16 protein-coding genes and 3 tRNA genes are annotated in these 18,103 nt (G+C 71.4%); 9 read left to right on the top strand and 10 right to left on the bottom strand.

The genetic code is table 11. The features are described from left to right. Positions 1 to 6 precede the first annotated feature (6 nt). The 3 genes from PWG71_RS02070 to PWG71_RS02060 form a co-directional block, all read right to left on the bottom strand. Positions 7 to 669 (bottom strand): HD domain-containing protein, encoded by a 663-nt coding sequence (locus PWG71_RS02070; protein ID WP_274807724.1) that lies wholly within the window; start codon positions 667 to 669, stop codon positions 7 to 9. Between the two features lie 173 nt (positions 670 to 842). Further along, the gene (locus PWG71_RS02065; RefSeq protein WP_274807723.1) at positions 843 to 1,502 is read right to left on the bottom strand and encodes a response regulator; all 660 of its coding nucleotides are present in this window, start codon (positions 1,500 to 1,502) and stop codon (positions 843 to 845) included. A gap of 55 nt (positions 1,503 to 1,557) precedes the next feature. Continuing rightward, positions 1,558 to 3,189: a sensor histidine kinase gene (locus PWG71_RS02060; protein ID WP_274807722.1), complete on the bottom strand. Its 1,632-nt coding sequence runs from the start codon at positions 3,187 to 3,189 to the stop codon at positions 1,558 to 1,560. A gap of 269 nt (positions 3,190 to 3,458) precedes the next feature. Between PWG71_RS02060 and PWG71_RS02055 the strand changes: the two genes are divergently transcribed. Both PWG71_RS02055 and PWG71_RS02050 read left to right on the top strand, forming a co-directional pair. Next, entirely contained in the window at positions 3,459 to 4,748 is a 1,290-nt protein-coding gene (locus PWG71_RS02055) for an MFS transporter (RefSeq protein WP_274807721.1), read from the top strand. A 65-nt stretch (positions 4,749 to 4,813) separates the two neighbouring features. After that, positions 4,814 to 5,266: a VOC family protein gene (locus PWG71_RS02050; RefSeq protein WP_274807720.1), complete on the top strand. Its 453-nt coding sequence runs from the start codon at positions 4,814 to 4,816 to the stop codon at positions 5,264 to 5,266. Positions 5,267 to 5,316: 50 nt separating this feature from the next. Here the strand turns inward: PWG71_RS02050 and PWG71_RS02045 are convergent, their stop codons facing one another. After that, a complete protein-coding gene (locus PWG71_RS02045; RefSeq protein WP_274807719.1) occupies positions 5,317 to 6,090 on the bottom strand; it encodes a DeoR/GlpR family DNA-binding transcription regulator in 774 nt (257 codons plus the stop codon). 241 nt (positions 6,091 to 6,331) lie between these two features. On the opposite strand from PWG71_RS02045, the gene PWG71_RS02040 reads away from it, so the two are divergent. Then, the gene (locus PWG71_RS02040; protein ID WP_274807718.1) at positions 6,332 to 7,051 is read left to right on the top strand and encodes a glycerophosphodiester phosphodiesterase; all 720 of its coding nucleotides are present in this window, start codon (positions 6,332 to 6,334) and stop codon (positions 7,049 to 7,051) included. A gap of 244 nt (positions 7,052 to 7,295) precedes the next feature. Next, positions 7,296 to 7,916 carry a TetR/AcrR family transcriptional regulator gene (locus PWG71_RS02035; protein WP_274807717.1) on the top strand — a complete coding sequence of 207 codons (621 nt, stop codon included), beginning with the start codon at positions 7,296 to 7,298 and terminating at the stop codon, positions 7,914 to 7,916. On the opposite strand, the gene PWG71_RS02030 is transcribed toward PWG71_RS02035, so the two are convergent. Both PWG71_RS02030 and PWG71_RS02025 read right to left on the bottom strand, forming a co-directional pair. Then, complete coding sequence (locus tag PWG71_RS02030) at positions 7,885 to 9,834, bottom strand: SGNH/GDSL hydrolase family protein (protein ID WP_274807716.1); 1,950 nt, start codon at positions 9,832 to 9,834, stop codon at positions 7,885 to 7,887. The genes PWG71_RS02035 and PWG71_RS02030 overlap by 32 nt on opposite strands. 383 nt (positions 9,835 to 10,217) lie before the next feature. After that, positions 10,218 to 10,291, bottom strand: a tRNA-Ile gene (locus PWG71_RS02025). Positions 10,292 to 10,551: 260 nt separating this feature from the next. Here PWG71_RS02025 and PWG71_RS02020 point away from each other — a divergent pair. Together PWG71_RS02020 and PWG71_RS02015 are read left to right on the top strand one after the other, a co-directional pair. Beyond that, positions 10,552 to 11,541, top strand: a complete 990-nt coding sequence (locus PWG71_RS02020) for a malate dehydrogenase (RefSeq protein WP_274807715.1) — start codon at positions 10,552 to 10,554, stop codon at positions 11,539 to 11,541. A gap of 103 nt (positions 11,542 to 11,644) precedes the next feature. Beyond that, positions 11,645 to 14,134: a DEAD/DEAH box helicase gene (locus PWG71_RS02015; protein WP_274808111.1), complete on the top strand. Its 2,490-nt coding sequence runs from the start codon at positions 11,645 to 11,647 to the stop codon at positions 14,132 to 14,134. Positions 14,135 to 14,173: 39 nt separating this feature from the next. On the opposite strand, the gene PWG71_RS02010 is transcribed toward PWG71_RS02015, so the two are convergent. Both PWG71_RS02010 and PWG71_RS02005 read right to left on the bottom strand, forming a co-directional pair. Then, complete coding sequence (locus PWG71_RS02010; protein WP_274807714.1) at positions 14,174 to 14,644, bottom strand: dCMP deaminase; 471 nt, start codon at positions 14,642 to 14,644, stop codon at positions 14,174 to 14,176. Next, positions 14,641 to 15,345, bottom strand: a complete 705-nt coding sequence (locus PWG71_RS02005) for a RibD family protein (protein WP_274807713.1) — start codon at positions 15,343 to 15,345, stop codon at positions 14,641 to 14,643. The genes PWG71_RS02010 and PWG71_RS02005 overlap by 4 nt, the downstream gene beginning before the upstream one ends. A gap of 522 nt (positions 15,346 to 15,867) precedes the next feature. Here PWG71_RS02005 and PWG71_RS02000 point away from each other — a divergent pair. Continuing rightward, positions 15,868 to 16,740, top strand: a complete 873-nt coding sequence (locus PWG71_RS02000; protein ID WP_274807712.1) for an SAM-dependent methyltransferase — start codon at positions 15,868 to 15,870, stop codon at positions 16,738 to 16,740. Between the two features lie 116 nt (positions 16,741 to 16,856). On the opposite strand, the gene PWG71_RS01995 is transcribed toward PWG71_RS02000, so the two are convergent. Together PWG71_RS01995 and PWG71_RS01990 are read right to left on the bottom strand one after the other, a co-directional pair. Then, positions 16,857 to 16,929 (bottom strand) — tRNA-Asn (locus PWG71_RS01995). Between the two features lie 83 nt (positions 16,930 to 17,012). Then, positions 17,013 to 17,088, bottom strand: a tRNA-Asn gene (locus PWG71_RS01990). A gap of 157 nt (positions 17,089 to 17,245) precedes the next feature. Here PWG71_RS01990 and PWG71_RS01985 point away from each other — a divergent pair. Continuing rightward, complete coding sequence (locus tag PWG71_RS01985; protein WP_274807711.1) at positions 17,246 to 17,593, top strand: hypothetical protein; 348 nt, start codon at positions 17,246 to 17,248, stop codon at positions 17,591 to 17,593. Beyond that, positions 17,590 to 18,102: a hypothetical protein gene (locus PWG71_RS01980; protein WP_274807710.1), complete on the top strand. Its 513-nt coding sequence runs from the start codon at positions 17,590 to 17,592 to the stop codon at positions 18,100 to 18,102. The genes PWG71_RS01985 and PWG71_RS01980 overlap by 4 nt, the downstream gene beginning before the upstream one ends. Position 18,103 lies beyond the last annotated feature (1 nt).

The following is an 18,103-nucleotide window of genomic DNA, read 5'->3' as shown; positions in this document are numbered from 1 at the left end:
GCCGGGTCAGAACGGTGGCGGGGCGACCCGCTCCCCCCGGGTCAGACGGTCCAGCTCGGCGAGCATGTTGACCCGCGCCCTGGCCTCCCAGTGGATCCGCCCGAACTCGGTGTGGAACGTGTGCGGGGCGTGCAGCATGGTGCGCAGCACCCGGATGCGACCGACCCGGAACTCCTCGTCGGGGTAGCGGCGGTACTCCGCGCGGACCGCGGTGGCGTAGGCCAGGTACTCGTCCGGCGGGGCCGCCAGGATCGACAGATCGGCGTCGGAGAGCACCTGTCCGTCGGCGTCGCCGTCGTCGGGATCGTGGGTCTTGGTCAGCAGCACCAGCCGGGCCACCTCCTCGATGCGCTCCTTCGGCAGGCCCATCATGAGGAGCAGGCCGCGGGCCAGCTCGGCGCTCTCGTCCTCGTCCCGCCCGGGTTCGGTCTCGTAGACCGCGTCGTGGAACCAGACGGCGTAGCGGACCGTGTCGGCCGAGTCCGCCTCGTCGGTCAGGACCTCGACCGCGCGCAGTGTCGACCACAGGTGGGCGAGGGTGTGATAGCGCCGATGGGGCTCGCCCCACCGCAGGAGGAGTTCGTCGCCCACGGCCCTGGCCTCGGGAGAGGTCCCCGCCAGGTGCTCCCAGGAGGCACGGAGCAGGACCCCCTCTTCCTCGTCGAGCATCCGTTCCCCTTCATCCGTGTCTCCTCGCACGCGCGCACGCGGCCCGTCCGTCCCCGGTCGAGGTGGCCGGGGACGAGGTCGGCGCACGCGCGCGCGGCCCCTCCCGGTCTTGCCTACCCGTGCCGCGCGGTTCGACTCCCGTGGGGGTGTCGGCGGCCCGGGGTCCCACCGGGTCAGCTCCCGTCGGCGGTCAGGCCCGCCTCGTAGGCGAGGATCGCCGCCTGGACCCGGTTGCGCAGTCCCAGACGGTTGAGGATGGCGCTGACGTAGCTCTTGACCGTGCCCTCGACCAGGGAGAGGCGGTCGGCGATGTCGGCGTTGGACATCCCCGCACCGACCAGGGCCAGCACGTCCCGTTCCCGCTGGGTGAGCTGTTCGATCCGGACCACCGCGGCGGCCTCACGGGCCGGACGGCCTCCCCCGAACCGATCGATCACCCGACGGGCGACCCGGGGTGACAGGTAGGCCCCGCCGTCGGCGACCGCCCGCACACCGGTGATCAGCTCGCGCGGATCGCCCGCCTTGAGCAGGAACCCGGAGGCCCCCTCGGCCAGCGCCCGGGAGATGTAGCCGTCCTCGCCGAAGGTGGTGAGGACGACCACCGCCGTGGCCGGGGCCGAGCGTCGCATCTCCGCCACGGCGGCCAACCCGTCCATCCGGGGCATGCGGATGTCGACCAGGGCCACGTCCGGTCGGTGGGAGACCGCCAGGTCCACCGCCTCACGGCCGTCGGAGGCCTCGGCGACCACCTCGATCCCCGGATCGCTCTGCACGATGGCCCGCACCCCGGCGCGGATCATCGCCTCGTCGTCGGCGATCAGCACCCTGATCACGTCCGTGGCCTCCTCGGCGTCGGTGGTCGTCGCGGATGGTGGGAACCGGGAGGGCTCACCGTATCGGGGCCTCTCTCTTGCTGGACAACCGTCCCTCGGTGAAGCACAGCTGATAGAAGACCGTCTCCTCGTCGAAGAGCCCGGAACCGCTGCGGTAGTAGTTGCACACGGCACCCTCGGGAACCGCGTCCTCGGCCAGGTCCCGGGCGTCGAACGGCACCGAGAGCGGGGGCAGCGCCCTCTCGACCCGGCTCTGCGGGGTGCCCGGGCGCAACCGGTCGAACTCCTCGGGGGTGAGGGTGCTCTCCTCCATCTCGGTGATGATCGTCCAGGAGACGAAGAACACCAGTACCGCGACCATCACGGCGGGGGCCGCGATCAACGCCGACCAGCCGCCGCGGAAGCGGCGTCGGGCCTCCCGCTGGAGCCGGTCGATGGCGGTCTCCTCCCCGCCCTCCTCCTCGTCCGGGAGCGCCGCGCCGCCGCGCACCGGCAGGACGGCGCACACCTCCCAGGCGCCGTCGCCGGTGGGCCCGGCGGCGAAGACCCCGCCGACCAGACGGACCCGCTCGCGCAACCCGATGAGGCCGCGTCGGCCGCCGATACCGGCACCCGGGTCCGCCCCCTCCGTCCCGGGGACGGGGTTGACGGCGCGCACCTCCAGGTGTTCCCCGTCGGTGGCGATGGAGACGGCCACCTCCGCGCCCGGGGCGTGGCGGGTGGCGTTGGTGAGCGACTCCTGGAGGACCCGATGGACCGCCCGGCCCACCATGGGCGGCAGGTGGGCCGTGTCGCCGTCACGGACCAGGGTGATCCGCATCCCGGAGTCGCGGGCGCGCTGGACCAGGTCGGTGACGTCCTCCCCGGTGGGGGCGATGGGATCGGGTTCGGCGTCGGTGCGCAGCACGCCGATGATCTCCCGCAGGTGCGTGGTGGCGGTGACCGCCGTGGCGCGCAGTTCGGCGACCGCCTCCCGGTGCCGCTCCCCCAGTTCGGGATCGACCTCCAGGGCACCGGCCCGCAACGCGATGAGACTGAGTTCGTGGCCGAGGGAGTCGTGCATGTCCTGGGCGATCCGCGAGCGCTCCCGGATCCGGGTCTGGTCGGCGACGAGCCGGTGCTCGCGGCGCAGTTGCCGGGCGTGCTCCCACCCGGCGGTGGACAGTTCCACGTGCTGGCGTCGGTACACGCCGATCAGCCAGGGCAGGGCCACCGTGAGGACCAGGCCGGCGAGCGCCATGGACCACAGGCCGGGGTCGACGGCGCCCCCGATCAGGGGCACCGCCCCCACCACCAGGGCCACCCCGGCCAGGACGAGGGCGGGACGCACGGTGGGCATGCGCCGACCCGTGAGGTAGGCGACGCACAGGAGCAGCGGTCCCGCGCCGTAGACCTGGAACGAGGCGATCACGACCACGACCAGGGCGACCAGGGGGTAGGGGCGGGCGAGCCCGACCACCACGACGACCATCACGACGGAACCGACGCCCCATCCGAGGGCCTCGCCCGGGGCGAGCCCCCCGGTCAGGGCGCGCAGGACCATCTCCCCGACGCACAGCAGCGCCATGGACAGGCCCAGGGCCGCGTCGCCCAGGGCTGCGCTCCGGGTGGGCGGTCCGGGCAGCGGTCGCAGCGCGCGCGCCAGGGCGCGACGCGCGCGGACGGCCCGGGTTCGGATGGGTTCCATGGAACCGAAAGCTATCGACCCCGACCGGGGTCCCGATACCGACGAAAGTCAGGGTGGCGCTCCGCCTCTCGACGGATCCCGCCCCGTTCCGCCTCCACGCCCCGGCCGCCCGGTCCTCTCCTCCGGTTCTCGGAACCCGCCCCCCGCGAGGGGCCTATCATGGGATGAATTGCGGTCCCCTTCCGTGGTCCCCCTCGTCGCGTCGTGCCGGAACCCGGAAAGCGCCGACGACGAGCGCGCGGGACGGGTACCACGAAAGGGGCGGACGCATGTCGCCACTGGAGACACTGCGCCGGATGCACGACCTGGCCGGATGGCCACTGCTCTCGGCCACGTTCCTGGCCCGGTTGCCACTCTCGATGTCCCTCATCGGCCTGCTCACCCTCGTCACCGGGACGACCGGCAGCGTGGCCGCGGCAGGCGCGGTGAGCGGCGCCTTCGCGCTGGGTGGGGCCGTCGGCGGCCCCGTCATCGCCCGCTTCGCCGACCGGCACGGGCAACGCCTCCCCGTCCTGGTCATGTCGCTGGCCGACGCCGTCCTCATCGCCCTGCTCGTGGCCGCCGTCCTCGCCGGATACGACCTTCCGGCGCTGGCCGCGCTGGCCGCCCTGGCGGGCATGTGCCTGCCCCAGATCGCGCCCATGGCGCGGACCCGCTGGGTGGTGCTCATCCGCGACCGGGGCGACCGGGGCGCGGAGCGGGAGCGTTCACTGGCCGCCGCCATGTCGGTGGAGGGCGTCCTCGACGAGACCGCCTTCGTCCTGGGCCCGGCTCTGGTGGGGATCCTCACCGTGCTGGTCTCCCCCACCGCGAGCGTGCTGAGCGCCTCCGTCCTCATCGGCGTCTTCGGGACCGTGTTCGCCCTGCATCCCACCGCGCCGCCCGGGGCCGCGCCGGCGCGCGGCCGAGGCGAGCGGATCGCCGTGCCCGCCCTCGTGGTGCTGGCGGTGCCCATGTTCTGCCAGGGGTTGTTCTTCGGCGGCATGTCGACCGGGGTGACGGCGTTCGCCACCGCCTCGGGATACGGGGACCTGTCGGGACTGATGTACGCGGTGATGGGCGCCAGCAGCGCCGTCGCCGGACTGTTGATGGCGTCCCTGCCGGTGGGCGTCGCGCTCACCACCCGCACCCGGATCGCGGCGGGTGCGCTGTTCGCGTTCTCCCTGCCGTTGTACCTGGCGCACGACGCCCTCGTCCTGGCCGTGACGGTGTTCGTGTTGGGCGCGGCGGTCGGACCGCACCTGGTCAGCCTGTTCGCGCTGGTGGAGCGGGCGGCCCCGCCCAGTCGGCTGTCACAGTCGATGGCCGTCGTGCTGAGCAGCCTCATCCTGGGTCAGGCCCTGGGTTCGGCGGTCGCGGGTTCCCTCGCCGACGCGCACGGCCATCAGGGCGCGTTCGCCCTGGCCACGGTGGGCGGACTGGTCTCCCTGGCGGTGTCGGTACTGATCATGCGGACCCGTTGGTACGACCGGCGTCCCGGGTACGAAGAGGAGCGGGTCGGCGAGACGGCACCGAGCACAGGAGAGACCTGGAGTGATACCGGGAACATCCGGCGTTAAACACGCGTTAAGAGGCGGTCACGCGCTTCTCCCCGACCTTAGGCTCGTACATCGTGCTCGGACTCATGACCGCCCTCCATACCCGCCGTTCGAAAGAGGACGACGTGCCCCAGTTGACCGGCCTCGCCCGCATCACCCTGTCGGTGCGCGACCGCGACGAGAGCGTGGCCTTCTACCGTGACCTGCTCGGTTTCAAGGTCCGCCACCGTCGGGACCACGACGGGACCCTGCGGACCGAGTGCCTGCACCCCGCGTCGGGACTGCTGCTGGCCCTGATCCAGCACAAGGACCACTTCAAGAACCGGTTCGACCGCAGGCACTGCGGCCTGGACCGGCTCACCCTCGCCGTCGCCAACCTGGGCGAGCTGGAGGCCTGGGAGGAGCGGTTCGCCGAGAAGGACGTGGACCACATGCCGATCGTGCACGGAGAGGACGGGTCCACCCTGCTCTTCTACGACCCCGACGGCACCGAACTGGCCCTGTTCTCCCACGCCGAACCGGACGACGAGGAGGCCTGAGGAACCGGGCCGGAGGCGGCCCCGCCCGTCGGGCGGGGCCGTGACGGGCGTCAGCCCTCGCACTCCACCAGCTTCAGGCGCACGTCGCGCTCGGCCAGCTCGTCCACGGCGGAACGCGGCAACCGGTCGTCGGTGACGATGAGGTCGAACTCCTCCAGGCTGGCCACCCGGAACGTGCCGAACTTCCCGTACTTGGTGCTGTCCACCGTGAGCACGCTCTTGGAGGCGATGCGCAGCAGTTCCTGCTTGGCGATCACCTTGGCCTCCGACGGGGTGGTCGAACCGCGGTCGACGTCCCAGGAACTGCTGGCGATGAACGCCAGGTCCACGTTGACCTGCTTGAGGAACTCGGCGGTGAACCGGCCCACCGAGGAGTGGTCGGAGTGCGAGACCACTCCGCCGGTGTGGATGAGCTCGATCCCCGGATACTCCATCAGGTGGCCGACGACGTTGAAGTCACTGGTGATGACGGTGAGCCCGACCTTGTCGGTGAGCAGCGGCACCATCTGGAGGGTGGTCGTGCCCGCGTCGAGGTAGATGGTGAAGTTCTCACGCACCAGCTCGGCCGCGGCCCGCGCGATGGACCGCTTGGCGGGCACCTCCAGCTGGGCCTTGGCCAGGTAGGAGGGCTCGCTCTTGAGCCGCGCCGCGAGCCGGACGCCTCCGGTCACCGACAGGACCTTGCCGTCGTTCTCCAGCGCCTGGATATCGCGCCGGACGGTCATGTGGGACACGGACAGCATCGAGGTGAGCTCGTTGATACTCAGCACGTGACGCTCTTGAAGGAGCTTGAGGATGTGCTCTCGTCGCTGGTCCGGAATCATCGTTCGCCTCACAGTCGGGGGCCTGGCCGGGACGCCGTGCGGTCACGACGTCATGTAACAAAGTTTCCCAGTTCACGGCACCCCGGACGGCTGTCCGGCGACGTGAGTCCGCTCGCAATCGCGGGGGAACACGCAGGACACACCGGCGCGCCCCGCTCCTCGGGGGCGTCCCGCCCGACCGGTTTCGGCGTTTTTCCTGTTTACCCCACGTACGCCGGTGGTCTTTGCCACCCTTGACACCATGACGTTGTCCATCGCACTGCGCGGAGACACCGCACGTTTCCCCGGGAACACGCTCCCGGCCCTGCGCTCAGCCTGGCGCGCCGGGGCCGACCTGGTCAAGATCGACGTCCACCTGACCTCGGACGGGTACCCCGTCCTGGTCGACGAACGCACCGTGGCGACCCCGGGGTCCCCGCCGCGGCCGGTGGCCGATCTGACCCTCGCCGAACTCGCCGGAGCCCGCGACGACGTGGAACGGCGCATCCCGACCCTGATGGAGGTCGTCGCGGAGTTCCGGGACGACGAGGGGCCTCCCCTCCTCCTCGACTCCTGCTCCCCGGAGGCCGCCCTGGCCGCCGACGCGCTGTTGCGCGACCGGGGGACCGCGCGCGTGCTCCACACCGGTTCCACCGAGACCCTGGCCGCCCTGCGCGCCCAGAACCCCGACGCCCGCCTCATGCTCGCCTGGGACCAGCCGACCCCGCCCGCGGAGTCGACACTGCGCGGTCTGCGGCCGGTGTTCCTGGGGACGCACCACACCCTTCTCACCCGCGATTCGATCGGGGAAATGCACCGTTTCGGATATTCGGTCGCCGCGTGGACGGTGAACGATTTCTCGGAGATGGCGCGACTGGTGGGAATGGGGGTGGACGCGATCGCCACCGAACGGGTGGACGATCTGGTCCCGCTCACGACCGGACGGATCCAGGGGGGAGTCCAGCCGACCGGGCAGGTCTGAGCCGCACCGAAGGCCGTCCGTGCCGTACGTCCCCCACGGCGACGGCGGCACGGACGGCACGTCGACGCGACATTCCTCGCATGGTCCACATGGGACACAAAACCTCGCCATTCACCATCGAGTTCCGCCGTTCCCCCCTTTCTTCGCGCGATCACGGATATCCTCGAAAGCGATTCACACAAGGAATCCCGAAGCGCGTCGGCGTCCCCTCGGCGACGCGCGCCCGAGCGACGAGACACTGCACTTGACGGCCGACACCTCCCCTCACGCACTCCGCGCCACGGCCCCCGTCCTGGACTGTGCCGCGCGGTTGTTCGCCGAGCACGGGTCCCGAGGGCTGCCCATGTCCGATCTGACCCGACGGATCGCGGCACGGACCGGGGCCGACACCGCCGCCCTCAGACGCGCCTTCCCGACCCGTTTCGACCTGATCCACGCCGTGGTCCTGCGGTCGACCCGGGAGCGCGTCCAAGGCCAACTGGCCGCCGACGATCCCGAGTCCCGCGCGATCGAACGCATGTCGGCGCTGGTCGTACGGCACGTGGAGACGGGATGGCGGCACCGCACCGCCACGGCGCTGGCGCACGAGATCCTTCCGGTGCTGCGCGCCGTCCATCCGACGCGGCACCGAGAGATCGTGGCGCTCAACCGCGCCTATCGCGAGCACATCCGGGGGATCGTCGCCGACGGCGTGCTCGAAGGCGTGTTCCACGTGACCGACCCGGGCAGGGCCACCGACGAGGTGCTCGACACCTTCGACTCACTGCTGCACTGGTACCGGCCCGAGGGCGGGCTGAGCCTGGACGACCTGGGCGCCGTCTACGTGGACCTGGTCATCCACCATCATCTGGGGTGTCCCCGCTGACGCGGGGCCGACCGGTCAGCAGGTCCAGGTCCACCGACTCGGCCAGGGCGCGCAGGCCCGCGTCCCCGGGATGGATGTGGTCGCCGGAGTCGTAGGCGGGCAGGAGCCGGGCGGGGTCCTCCGGGTCGCGCAGGACCGCGTCGAAGTCCCATACTCCGTCGAACGGCGAGGAGGCCTCCGAGCCGCGGGAGAGCAGGTGGTCGTTGACGGTTCGGCGGGCGGCGTCCACCCGGGGGGTGCAGCGCGCCTCGCCGGCGCACGGGCCGAGCGTCGCCACGAACACGCGCAGCCCCCGGTCCCGGCTCTGGACGGCGAGTTCCTCCAGCCCCGCGATGACCTGTTCCGGCGGGGTGCCCCAGCGCAGGTCGTTGATGCCGGCGAAGATGACGACCGTCGTCACGCCACTCTGCCCGAACACGTCCCGGGGGGCCCGGTGCAGCAGGGAGACCCCGGAGGCGTTGATCGAGACCCCCTCCCCCGGGTAGGCGTCGCGGACCACGTGATTGCCGGCGATGCCGGCGTTGAGCACCCCGAGGTGGGGCAGGTCGGTCCGCGCGTGCAGACGCGCGCTGAGCACGTCCGGCCAGCGGGTGTGGCCGTCCCGGGTGGAACGGGCCCCGTCGGTGATGGAGTCCCCGAGGGTGACGATCGCTCCGGGGCCGTCGAGGACCTCGACACCGGTGAGGAAGGGCCACTGGTAGAGACGGCCGGTGAACGGGAACCCGGTGGTGTCGAGGGTCTGGTCCCCGCCGCCCGGTTCGCTGAGGTAACCGGTGTCCCCGGCCGCGTAGTGCACCGGAGCGGCGACCACCGGGTCGGGCAGGTACAGGCCGACCAGGACGTCGGTCTGCGGGGGCAGGAGCATGTCGACGGGATCGCTGAAGACCTGTCCCCCGGCCGGGATGGACACGTCGGGCCGGCCGTCGAAGGTGAGCGGGACGGCCGAGCCGAGGGTCCCCGCCCCGCCGCCGTCGCGCAGGGCGAGGGAGGCGGAGCCGATGGTGACCGGCCCGGCGGCGAAGGTGTTGTCCAGACGGATGCGGACGCGGTGGCCGCCGGTGGTGGTGCGCACCGGCAGCCGGAGCGTCTGGTCCTGCCAGGGGCCGACCTCCAGGTAACCGGAGGTGGCCCGGGTCCAGGTACCGGTCCATCCCTCGTCGGCGGCTCGTCCGCCCACGGAGAAGACGTGCAGGTTCCCGGCCTCCACGCGGGGCAGTACGACGTGGGAGATCTCCCGGGTGGGGTCGACGGGCACCGACCGCGCGTACAGGCGCACCGAGCCCAGCGTGCCGCTGGGACCGCCCTCCTCCCGCGAGTTGGCGTAGGGCAGGACGAGGGAGGCCCCGCCGGCCGGGCCGGCCACCCAGTCGGGAGCCGTGAGCGGGAGCGCCGTCCCGGTCCCGTCGGTGTAGACGACCCGCCCGGTCCCGGTGACCGGGGCGCCCCCCGCGCCGGTGGCGGTGAGCAGGAACGTCAGCGACCCGTACCGGCCGTCGAGCCGCACCTCCTGGCCGTCGGCGACGAGGTGGTCGGGACGGCCGGGGGCGTAGTCGGGGAGTTCCAGGGTGGTGCCCAGGAGGGTGATCTCCCGGCCGGGGGTCCACCCCGCGGTGGCCAGGGCCTGGGCGGAGAGGCTGTGGCCCGCGCCGTCCAGGTCGACGTCGGCCTGCGCGGTGTCCCGGGAGACGCCGATCCGGTCGACGAGGCTCGTGAAGGGGCGTCCGGGTGGAGCGGCGGGCGTCTGCGGATCCGGGTCGGCGGGTCGGGCGTCCACGTCCCGGGAGATCACGGCGTGCAGAACGGTCACGAGCACCACCCCCACCAGGATCGCGGCCGCGGTGCGCGTCAGCGCCCCCGCCCAGGTGGTCCGGCCGCGCCGTCGCGGGGCGCGGTGGGACCCGCGCTCTCGCTCCCCCATCACACGCCTCTCCGGTCCGTCGGATACACCCGTACTAACGATCCGTCCGACGATGCCGGTTGCAGGGTGGTTCTGAGAGGTGGGACACCACGGCTGGAGGAGACCGGGGCCGGAGCCGGACCGGAGGCCGAGTCTAGACGAGCGGCGTCCCCGGGCAGGGTGACTTCACGCGATCCCCGAGCCCCCGGAGCGCCGCCGACGGACCGTGTCGCGACGCGGCGAACGGGAGCGTGACGCCCTACCAGGAAAAGGACAAAGGACGCGGAAACGGTCTCAAGGTTTCCGCGCCTTTCACGTTGAACCCGCGCATAAGTTGTCGCCCCGGGTGTCGAAATCCCGGGGCGGGGCCACAGGAAATCGACGTTCACGCAGGTGAGGCGGGGTAGGCCGGGCAGGACTCGAACCCGCGACCCAGGGATTATGAGTCCCCTGCTCTAACCAGCTGAGCTACCGGCCCGCCGTCATCGGCGAACGTCATCCTAACAGGGTGTGTCCGACGTTTCCGAGTCGCGAATCCGTTACCGCGCAAGGGATGCCGGGCGCCGTGACGGCGCGGGCCGTCTTGACCGCACCTGGGTCACGGTGCGTGGCACGGGGCGGACTAGGGTGGTGTGGTGCGGCGCGCGACCGGAGCGACCCCGGCGCCCGGCACCGGCGCCGTTCCCTACCCGTTGGTAACATCGCGGGTCGCACATCGTCGTCAGGAGAGTTCACGCCATGTCCAAAGCACCCGTCAACGTCACCGTCACCGGCGCCGCCGGCCAGATCGGCTACGCCCTGCTGTTCAGGATCGCCTCCGGTCAGCTGCTGGGCGCCGACACCCCGGTGAAGCTGCGTCTGCTGGAGATCCCGCAGGCCGTCAAGGCCGCCGAGGGCACCGCGATGGAGCTCGACGACTGCGCCTTCCCGCTGCTTCAGGGCATCGACATCTTCGACGACCCGCGTCAGGCCTTCGAGGGCGCCAACGTGGCCCTGCTCGTCGGCGCCCGCCCCCGCGGCAAGGGCATGGAGCGCGGTGACCTCCTCCAGGCCAACGGCGGCATCTTCAAGCCCCAGGGCGAGGCCATCAACGCCGGCGCCGCCGACGACATCCGCGTACTGGTGGTGGGCAACCCCGCCAACACCAACGCACTCATCGCCCAGAGCCACGCCCCGGACGTCCCGGCCGAGCGCTTCACCGCCATGACCCGGCTCGACCACAACCGCGCGCTCACCCAGCTCGCCAAGAAGCTCGACGTGTCGATCACCGACATCAAGAAGCTCACGATCTGGGGCAACCACTCCGCCACCCAGTACCCCGACCTGTTCAACGCCGAGGTCGACGGCGTCAGCGCGGCCAAGGCCGTGAACGACCAGGAGTGGCTGGCGAACGACTTCATCCCGACCGTCGCCAAGCGCGGCGCCGCGATCATCGAGGCCCGGGGCGCCTCCTCGGCCGCCTCCGCCGCCAACGCCGCCATCGACCACGTCCACGACTGGGTCAACGGCACCCCCGAGGGCGACTGGACCTCCGCCGCCATCCCGTCCGACGGCTCCTACGGCGTGCCCGAGGGCCTCATCTCCTCCTTCCCCGTCGTGTCCCGCGACGGCAGGTGGGAGATCGTCCAGGGTCTGGAGATCGACGAGTTCTCCCGCGGGCGCATCGACGCCTCCGTCCAGGAGCTCGTCGAGGAGCGCGACACCGTCAAGCAGCTCGGCCTGATCTAGGACCCGGGTCCACCCACGGCGGGCGCGCCCTCGGCGCGTCCGCCGTCGCCGTTCCGGGCGGGCGACGGGAACGGGCAGTATAGAGACCGTGAGTCTCATCGATGTGCTTCCGGCCGAACCCGAACCCGATTCCCTCTTCGAGGCGTTCGCCGCCTGGGCCGAGGAGCGGGGTCTCACCCTCTACCCGCACCAGGAGGAGGCCCTCATCGAGGTCGTCTCCGGGTCGAACGTCATCCTCAACACCCCGACCGGCTCCGGGAAGAGCATGGTCGCCACCGGCGCGCTCTTCGCCGCGCTGGCCCGCGACGAGTGCGCGTTCTACACCGCGCCCATCAAGGCCCTGGTCTCGGAGAAGTTCTTCGACCTGTGCAAGATCTTCGGCACCGAGAACGTCGGCATGATGACCGGTGACGCCAGTGTCAACGCGGACGCGCCCATCGTGTGCTGCACCGCCGAGGTGCTGGCCCAGATCGCCCTGGCCGAGGGTGGTAAGGCCGACATCAACACGGTCGTCATGGACGAGTTCCACTTCTACGCCGAACCGGACCGCGGCTGGGCCTGGCAGGTGCCGCTCCTGGAGATGCCCCAGGCGCAGTTCCTGCTCATGTCGGCGACCCTGGGCGACGTCAGCCGGTTCGAGGAGGACCTGGAGAAGCGCACCGGACGGTCCACCGCCGTGGTCTTCTCGGCCGAGCGCCCCGTCCCCCTCTACTACGACTACCGGGTCACCCCGCTGCACGAGACCCTGGAGGAACTGCTCCAGGGCGGCGACGCGCCCGTGTACATCGTCCACTTCACCCAGGCGCAGGCGATCGAGCGCGCTCAATCGCTGACCAGTATCAACATGTGCACCAAAGAGGAGAAGGCGGCGATCGCCGGGGAGATCGGCGACTTCCGGTTCACCACGAAGTTCGGCCGCAACCTGTCCCGGTACGTGCGCCACGGCATCGGCGTGCACCACGCCGGGATGCTGCCCAAGTACCGCCGGCTGGTCGAGCGGCTGGCCCAGCGCGGCCTGCTCAAGGTCATCTGCGGCACCGACACCCTGGGGGTGGGCGTCAACGTGCCCATCCGCACCGTGATGTTCACCGCGCTGAGCAAGTACGACGGGGTGCGGGTGCGCCGGTTGCGGGCCCGCGAGTTCCACCAGATCGCCGGGCGGGCGGGGCGCGCCGGGTTCGACACCGTCGGCAACGTGGTGGCGTTGGCCCCCGAGCACGTGATCGAGAACGAGAAGGCGCTGACCAAGGCGGGCGAGGACCCCAAGAAGCGGCGCAAGGTCGTGCGCAAGAAGGCGCCCGAGGGCTTCGTGTCGTGGGACAAGGCCACGTTCGAGAAGCTCATCGAGGCCGACCCCGAGCCGCTGACCTCCCGGTTCCGGGTGAGCAACGCGATGCTCCTGAGCGTCATCGCCCGCCCCGGCAACTGCTTCACCGCGATGAAGCACCTGTTGACCGAGAACCACGACGACCGCAGGACCCAGCGCAGGCACATCCACGAGGCGATCGCCATCTACCGCTCCCTGTTGGACGGCGGCATCGTGGAGGCCCTGCCCGACCCCGACGAGCAGGGCCGCACCGCCCGGCTCACCGTGGACCTGCAATCCGACTTCGCGCTCAATCAGCCGTTGTCGACCTTCGCGCTGGCCTCGCTGGAGCTGCTGGACCGCGAGTCGCCGTCCTACGCCCTGGACGTGCTCAGCATCGTGGAGTCCACCCTGGACGATCCCCGACAGATCCTCGGCGCGCAGCTCAACAAGGCGCGCGGGGAGGCCGTCCAGCGGATGAAGGGAGAGGGCATCGAGTACGAGGAGCGCATGGAGCTCCTGGAGGACGTCGACTACCCCAGACCGCTGGAGGAACTGCTCTCCCACGCCTACGACACCTACCGGCGCGGCCACCCCTGGGTGGGCGACCACCCGTTGCGGCCCAAGAGCGTGGCCCGCGACATGTACGAGCGGGCGATGAACTTCGTCGAGTACGTCGGCTTCTACGAGCTGGCGCGCTCGGAGGGGCTGGTGCTGCGCTACCTGGCGGGCGCCTACAAGGCCCTGGACCAGACGGTGCCCGACGACTCCAAGACCGAGGAGCTGCGCGACATCATCGCGTGGATGGGCGAGCTGGTCCGTCAGGTCGACTCCAGCCTTCTCGACGAGTGGGAGCGGCTCACCAACCCGCAGGAGGACACGCCGGACGAGAAGGAGACCGAGGAGCGGATCCGCCCGGTCACCGCCAACGCCCGTGCCTTCCGGGTGCTGGTGCGCAACGAGCTGTTCCGTCGGGTGGAGCTGGCGGCCCGCCGTCGCTACCGCGATCTGGGCGCGCTGGAGGACGCGGGCGAGTGGGACTCCGAGGCCTGGGAGGACGCCGTGGAGGAGTACTTCGCCGAGCACGACACGATGGGCATCGGCCCTGACGCGCGCGGCCCGAAGATGCTCCTCATCGAGGAGGAGGACGGGCTGTGGCGGGTGCGGCAGATCCTCGCCGACCCGGCCGGCGATCACGACTGGGGCATCTCCGCCGAAGTGGACCTGGCGGCCTCCGACGCCGAAGGCCGCGCCGTGGTGCGCGTCGTGGACGTGGACCGGCTCTGACGGGCCGACCCCGGTGGGGGCCGACCCCGGTGGGTCGGCTCAGCCGAGCAGGTGGGCGTTGACCTCGCGGACCCCGTCCGCGAGGTCGGGGCGCTCCACCACGGTGCGACCGACGGCGCGCAGCCGTTCGGCCCCGTCGCAGTCCACGAACACGGCGGGTTCGCGCCAGGCGAGCACCACCCGCGGGATCGGGGTGGTGAGGATGAGCGCCGAGCAGGAGCGCGGCCGCGAGGCACGGGAACTGCACGGTTCCAGCGACGAGTACAGGGTGGCGCCGGCGAGCCGGAGGTCGTCGGGGTCCACCTCGCGCAGGGCGACCTCCTCGGCGTGATCGTGGGGGTCGTCGCGACGTGAGTGGCCCTCCCCGAGCACCGTGCCGTCGGCGGCCACCACGACCGCGCCGACCGAGAAGGCGGTGGTGGAGGGCGGGCACCGGCGGGACAGGTCGATGGCGCGCCGCAGCCAATGGGCGTCGGCCTCCCCCGGGGCGGGAACGGGACCGGTGGTCATGCCGGGTCGTCCGCGTCCAGGCGGTAGCGCAGGATCGCCATGTCGCCGATCGTCCGTGTCTCCACCAGGCGCATGGGCGAGGCCGGGGTACGGGGGAAGACCCCCGGGTGGACGAAGGACGGGGCGTCGGCCTCGCCCACGAAGAACGGGGCGATGGCGAGCCGGATCTCGTCGACCCGTCCCGCGGTGAGGAACATGGTGTGGACGTGTCCGCCGCCCTCCACCAGCAGGCGCCGCACGCCCCGGGCGGCCAGGTCGGTCTGGATCGCCTTCACGGTGGGCGGGTCGCCGGCGTCGACGACGTCCACCGGCGGCGGCCCGGTGGGGCGGCCCGCCATCCGGTCGCGGACCACGTCCACCCCCGGTCCTCCGGTGTAGACGACCGCCCCGGCGTCCCCGGTGGTGAAGAACCGCGCTCCGAGGTCGATGTCCCCGACCCGGGTGATCACGGCCTTGAGCAGGTTCTCGGTCCGCCCCTCCTCGCGTCGGCGGGCGCGCAGCCGTTCGGAGCGCACGAGCAGACGGGGGTCGTCGGTGCGCAGGGTGCCCGCGCCGACGAGGATGGCGTCGCACCGCGCGCGCAGCTCGTCGACCTCGGCGAAGTCGGCCTCGTTGGACAGGCGCAGCCGATCGGGACCGGTGTCGTCGATGCGCCCGTCGACCGACATGGCGCAACTGAGGATGGTGTAGGGACGGTCCATGCCCCCAGGCTAGCGGCGATCGTACGGGGGGCGGCGCGAGGTCGCTCCGGCATTTCCCGGGGTCGTCGCCTTTGCCCGACCGGTGCCATTATCGATGACGGGAACGGGATTGTCGCAGGCAGCGGACACGCTCTCGCATTTATCTCCACTTCGACAGAGATATGGGGGACGGACCAATTCCCGTGTTCGAGGGCATCCCACGAGTGCGGGGACACGGGCGAGGCGACGACGCACCCCGTGCGTCACATGAGTCCCACGGAGCGACACCGATGGCCGAAAGACGCTTCGCAGTAGGGGTTCCCGCACCCGGGAAGGCGCATCAGATTCCTCTCATAATTGGACATTGCACATATAACTCCTAGCCACCCCAAGGTGGCCTTAACCCACCCCGCGCACCACGTGAAGGGCACCGAGGCCGCCGATTTTTACGACCTGTGTCCCGTACTCGGTTAACAACCCGGCCAACGATGAATAGAATCCTGATGTCGGCCATACTTCCCCACCTCAGACAAGAGGACGGCGATGTCGCGATTCACCTCCCCCGATTTCCTGAGGCAGGCGGGGACCCGGCGGGAGCACGCCAACCCCCCACCCGTCGTCGATCTGGCCCGGCCGAGTCTGGCCCGGCTGCACTCCTTCCACCTCAAGGGCAAGGACCACTTCGAGGTGGACCGCGACCTCGCCCTCGAAGCCGAACAGGTCGCCCCCGGTTTCCAGGACCTGGTCATGGGCGAGCGGGCGTTCCTCCAGCGTGCGGTGCGCCACCTCTCCGAGGACCTCGGAATCGACCAGTTCGTCCAGCTCGGCGCGGGTCTGCCCGCCCCCGGGGACCCCCACGAGATCGCGCCGGCGGCGAAGGTCGTCTACGTCACCGACGACCTCATGGTGCTGGCCCATCACCGGGCCCTGGTGCGCGACGACCGGACCATCGCCGTGGAGGGCCACCTCACCCGGCCCCACGCCCTGAGCACCGACCCCGCCATCGGCGGCTTCCTCGACCCGGACCGGCCCGTGGGCCTGCTCCTGGCCGGCACCCTCTCGCACGTGGGCACCGTCGACAACCCGACCGAGCACCTGACCGCCCTGCGCGGGCTGCTGCCCGCGGGCAGCCACGCCGTGGTCAGCCACTACCACCGCCCCGAGTCGGCGGTCTACCCCAAGGACGCCAACCGCGCCGAGCAGTTGCAGCGGGTGTTCCGCACCCGCCTGAACTCGGGCTACTGGCGCTCGCGCGAGGAGATCCTCGCCCTCCTGGCCGACTGGGAGGTCCTCAGTCCCGGACTCATCGAGGTGCAGCGCTGGCGGACCCTGCCGGTCGCCCCGCCGGTGCCGGGCAGCTACCAGATGCCCCAGCGCAACCGCCGCCTGCTGGTGGGCGCCCTCGCCCGGGTCTGACCCGGCCCTCCGCGCGCCCGGGCCCCCGGCCCGGAGCCGCGGGCCCTCGAACGCCCCCACCCCCCACACGACGAAAGGGCCCCTCCCCGATGGGGAGGAACCCTCGTCCTGATCTGCTCCCGCGATTGGACTCGAACCAATAACCTGCCGGTTAACAGCCGGCTGCTCTGCCAATTGAGCTACGCGGGATCGCGTTCGCGCCGGGCCCGCCGGGCCTCGGCTTCGGGAACATCCTAGCGTCCGGACCCGGAGGACCGCGACCGGTTTTTCCCTGGCTCCCGCGATTGGACTCGAACCAATAACCTGCCGGTTAACAGCCGGCTGCTCTGCCAATTGAGCTACGCGGGATCATGTTCGCGCCGGGCCCGGTGGGCTGTGGCGACACCAATAGACTAGCGCTCTTCCGGAGTGCTCGTGACCGGTGTCGCCCGTGTGGGCACCACCGCGACAGGGTAACGTGCGAGACACGGAACACGACCCGTCTCCGAGGCATGAAGAGGTACCCATGCGCTACCGGATCACGTTCGCCGCCGGACTGGCCATCGGCTACGTCCTGGGCGCCAAGGCGGGCAGGGCCCGCTACGAACAGATCACCCGCTCCGCCCGCAAGGTCGCCGACAGCCCCGTCGTCCAGGAGGTCGCCGGCCTGGTGGGGGCCCAGGTGAGCAACGCGGGCCGCACCGTGTACGACAAGACCGTCTCCAAGATGCCCATCAGCTCCGTGCGCGACTTCCTCGCCCGGCCCACCGACGAGGAGATCGACCTCGTCGAGTGGGAGACCGTCAACGGCGACGGTGCCGACGCGCGGCGCAACGGGGCGGGCGGGCACAACGGCACCACAGGTCGCCCATGAGCCCACTGGGCCGGCGTGCGCCGGCCTCCGTGCGTTCCCGGCTGGGGAGGGGCGAGCGCGTGCTGGCGCACGCGCCCGTCGCCGCCCCGGCCGGGGACGAGGCGGCGCTGGTGGCCACCACCGACGCGCTGTACCTGCCCGACGGCCGTGCCGTGCCGTGGCGGGACATCGACCGGGCCCGGTGGTCGACCGAGGCGCTGACCTTCATCGAGGAGGGCGCCGGGGAGCGGACGGTGGCGTTGCGTTCGGGACCGGCGGCGGTCGACTACCGCCGATTGGCCGAGGCCGTCTCCGAACGGGTCACCGCCACCATTCTGGTCAATCGCTTCGTGCCCTTCCCCCGACCGGATTCCACCACGGGCTTTCGCCTGGTGGCCCGCCGAGATCCCGGTGGGACCGAGATCTCCTGGCGGATCCACCTGGGCGAAGGCGTCGACGAACTGGACCCCCGCCTGTCCGACGCGGTGTCCCGGGCCCTGGAGCTGCTCCACGACCAGATGGGCGTCTGAC

The sequence above is a fragment of the Nocardiopsis sp. N85 genome (assembly GCF_028882275.1).
Taxonomy (GTDB): Bacteria; Actinomycetota; Actinomycetes; order Streptosporangiales; family Streptosporangiaceae; genus Nocardiopsis; species Nocardiopsis lambiniae.
The sequence above is the reverse complement of the archived record's forward strand: the minus strand, read 5'-3'. Positions and strand labels throughout refer to the sequence as shown.

Bases quoted from the DNA above. Each gene is read 5' to 3' on its own strand.
- PWG71_RS02040 (WP_274807718.1), top strand. From the start codon at position 6,332: ATGACGTTGTCCATCGCACTGCGCGGAGACACCGCACGTTTCCCCGGG.
- PWG71_RS02055 (WP_274807721.1), top strand. From the start codon at position 3,459: ATGTCGCCACTGGAGACACTGCGCCGGATGCACGACCTGGCCGGATGG.
- PWG71_RS02070 (WP_274807724.1), bottom strand. From the start codon at position 669: ATGCTCGACGAGGAAGAGGGGGTCCTGCTCCGTGCCTCCTGGGAGCAC.
- PWG71_RS02060 (WP_274807722.1), bottom strand. From the start codon at position 3,189: ATGGAACCCATCCGAACCCGGGCCGTCCGCGCGCGTCGCGCCCTGGCG.
- PWG71_RS02000 (WP_274807712.1), top strand. From the start codon at position 15,868: ATGTCGCGATTCACCTCCCCCGATTTCCTGAGGCAGGCGGGGACCCGG.
- PWG71_RS01985 (WP_274807711.1), top strand. From the start codon at position 17,246: ATGCGCTACCGGATCACGTTCGCCGCCGGACTGGCCATCGGCTACGTC.
- PWG71_RS02050 (WP_274807720.1), top strand. From the start codon at position 4,814: ATGACCGCCCTCCATACCCGCCGTTCGAAAGAGGACGACGTGCCCCAG.
- PWG71_RS02020 (WP_274807715.1), top strand. From the start codon at position 10,552: ATGTCCAAAGCACCCGTCAACGTCACCGTCACCGGCGCCGCCGGCCAG.
- PWG71_RS02005 (WP_274807713.1), bottom strand. From the start codon at position 15,345: ATGGACCGTCCCTACACCATCCTCAGTTGCGCCATGTCGGTCGACGGG.
- PWG71_RS02010 (WP_274807714.1), bottom strand. From the start codon at position 14,644: ATGACCACCGGTCCCGTTCCCGCCCCGGGGGAGGCCGACGCCCATTGG.
- PWG71_RS02045 (WP_274807719.1), bottom strand. From the start codon at position 6,090: ATGATTCCGGACCAGCGACGAGAGCACATCCTCAAGCTCCTTCAAGAG.
- PWG71_RS01980 (WP_274807710.1), top strand. From the start codon at position 17,590: ATGAGCCCACTGGGCCGGCGTGCGCCGGCCTCCGTGCGTTCCCGGCTG.
- PWG71_RS02030 (WP_274807716.1), bottom strand. From the start codon at position 9,834: ATGGGGGAGCGAGAGCGCGGGTCCCACCGCGCCCCGCGACGGCGCGGC.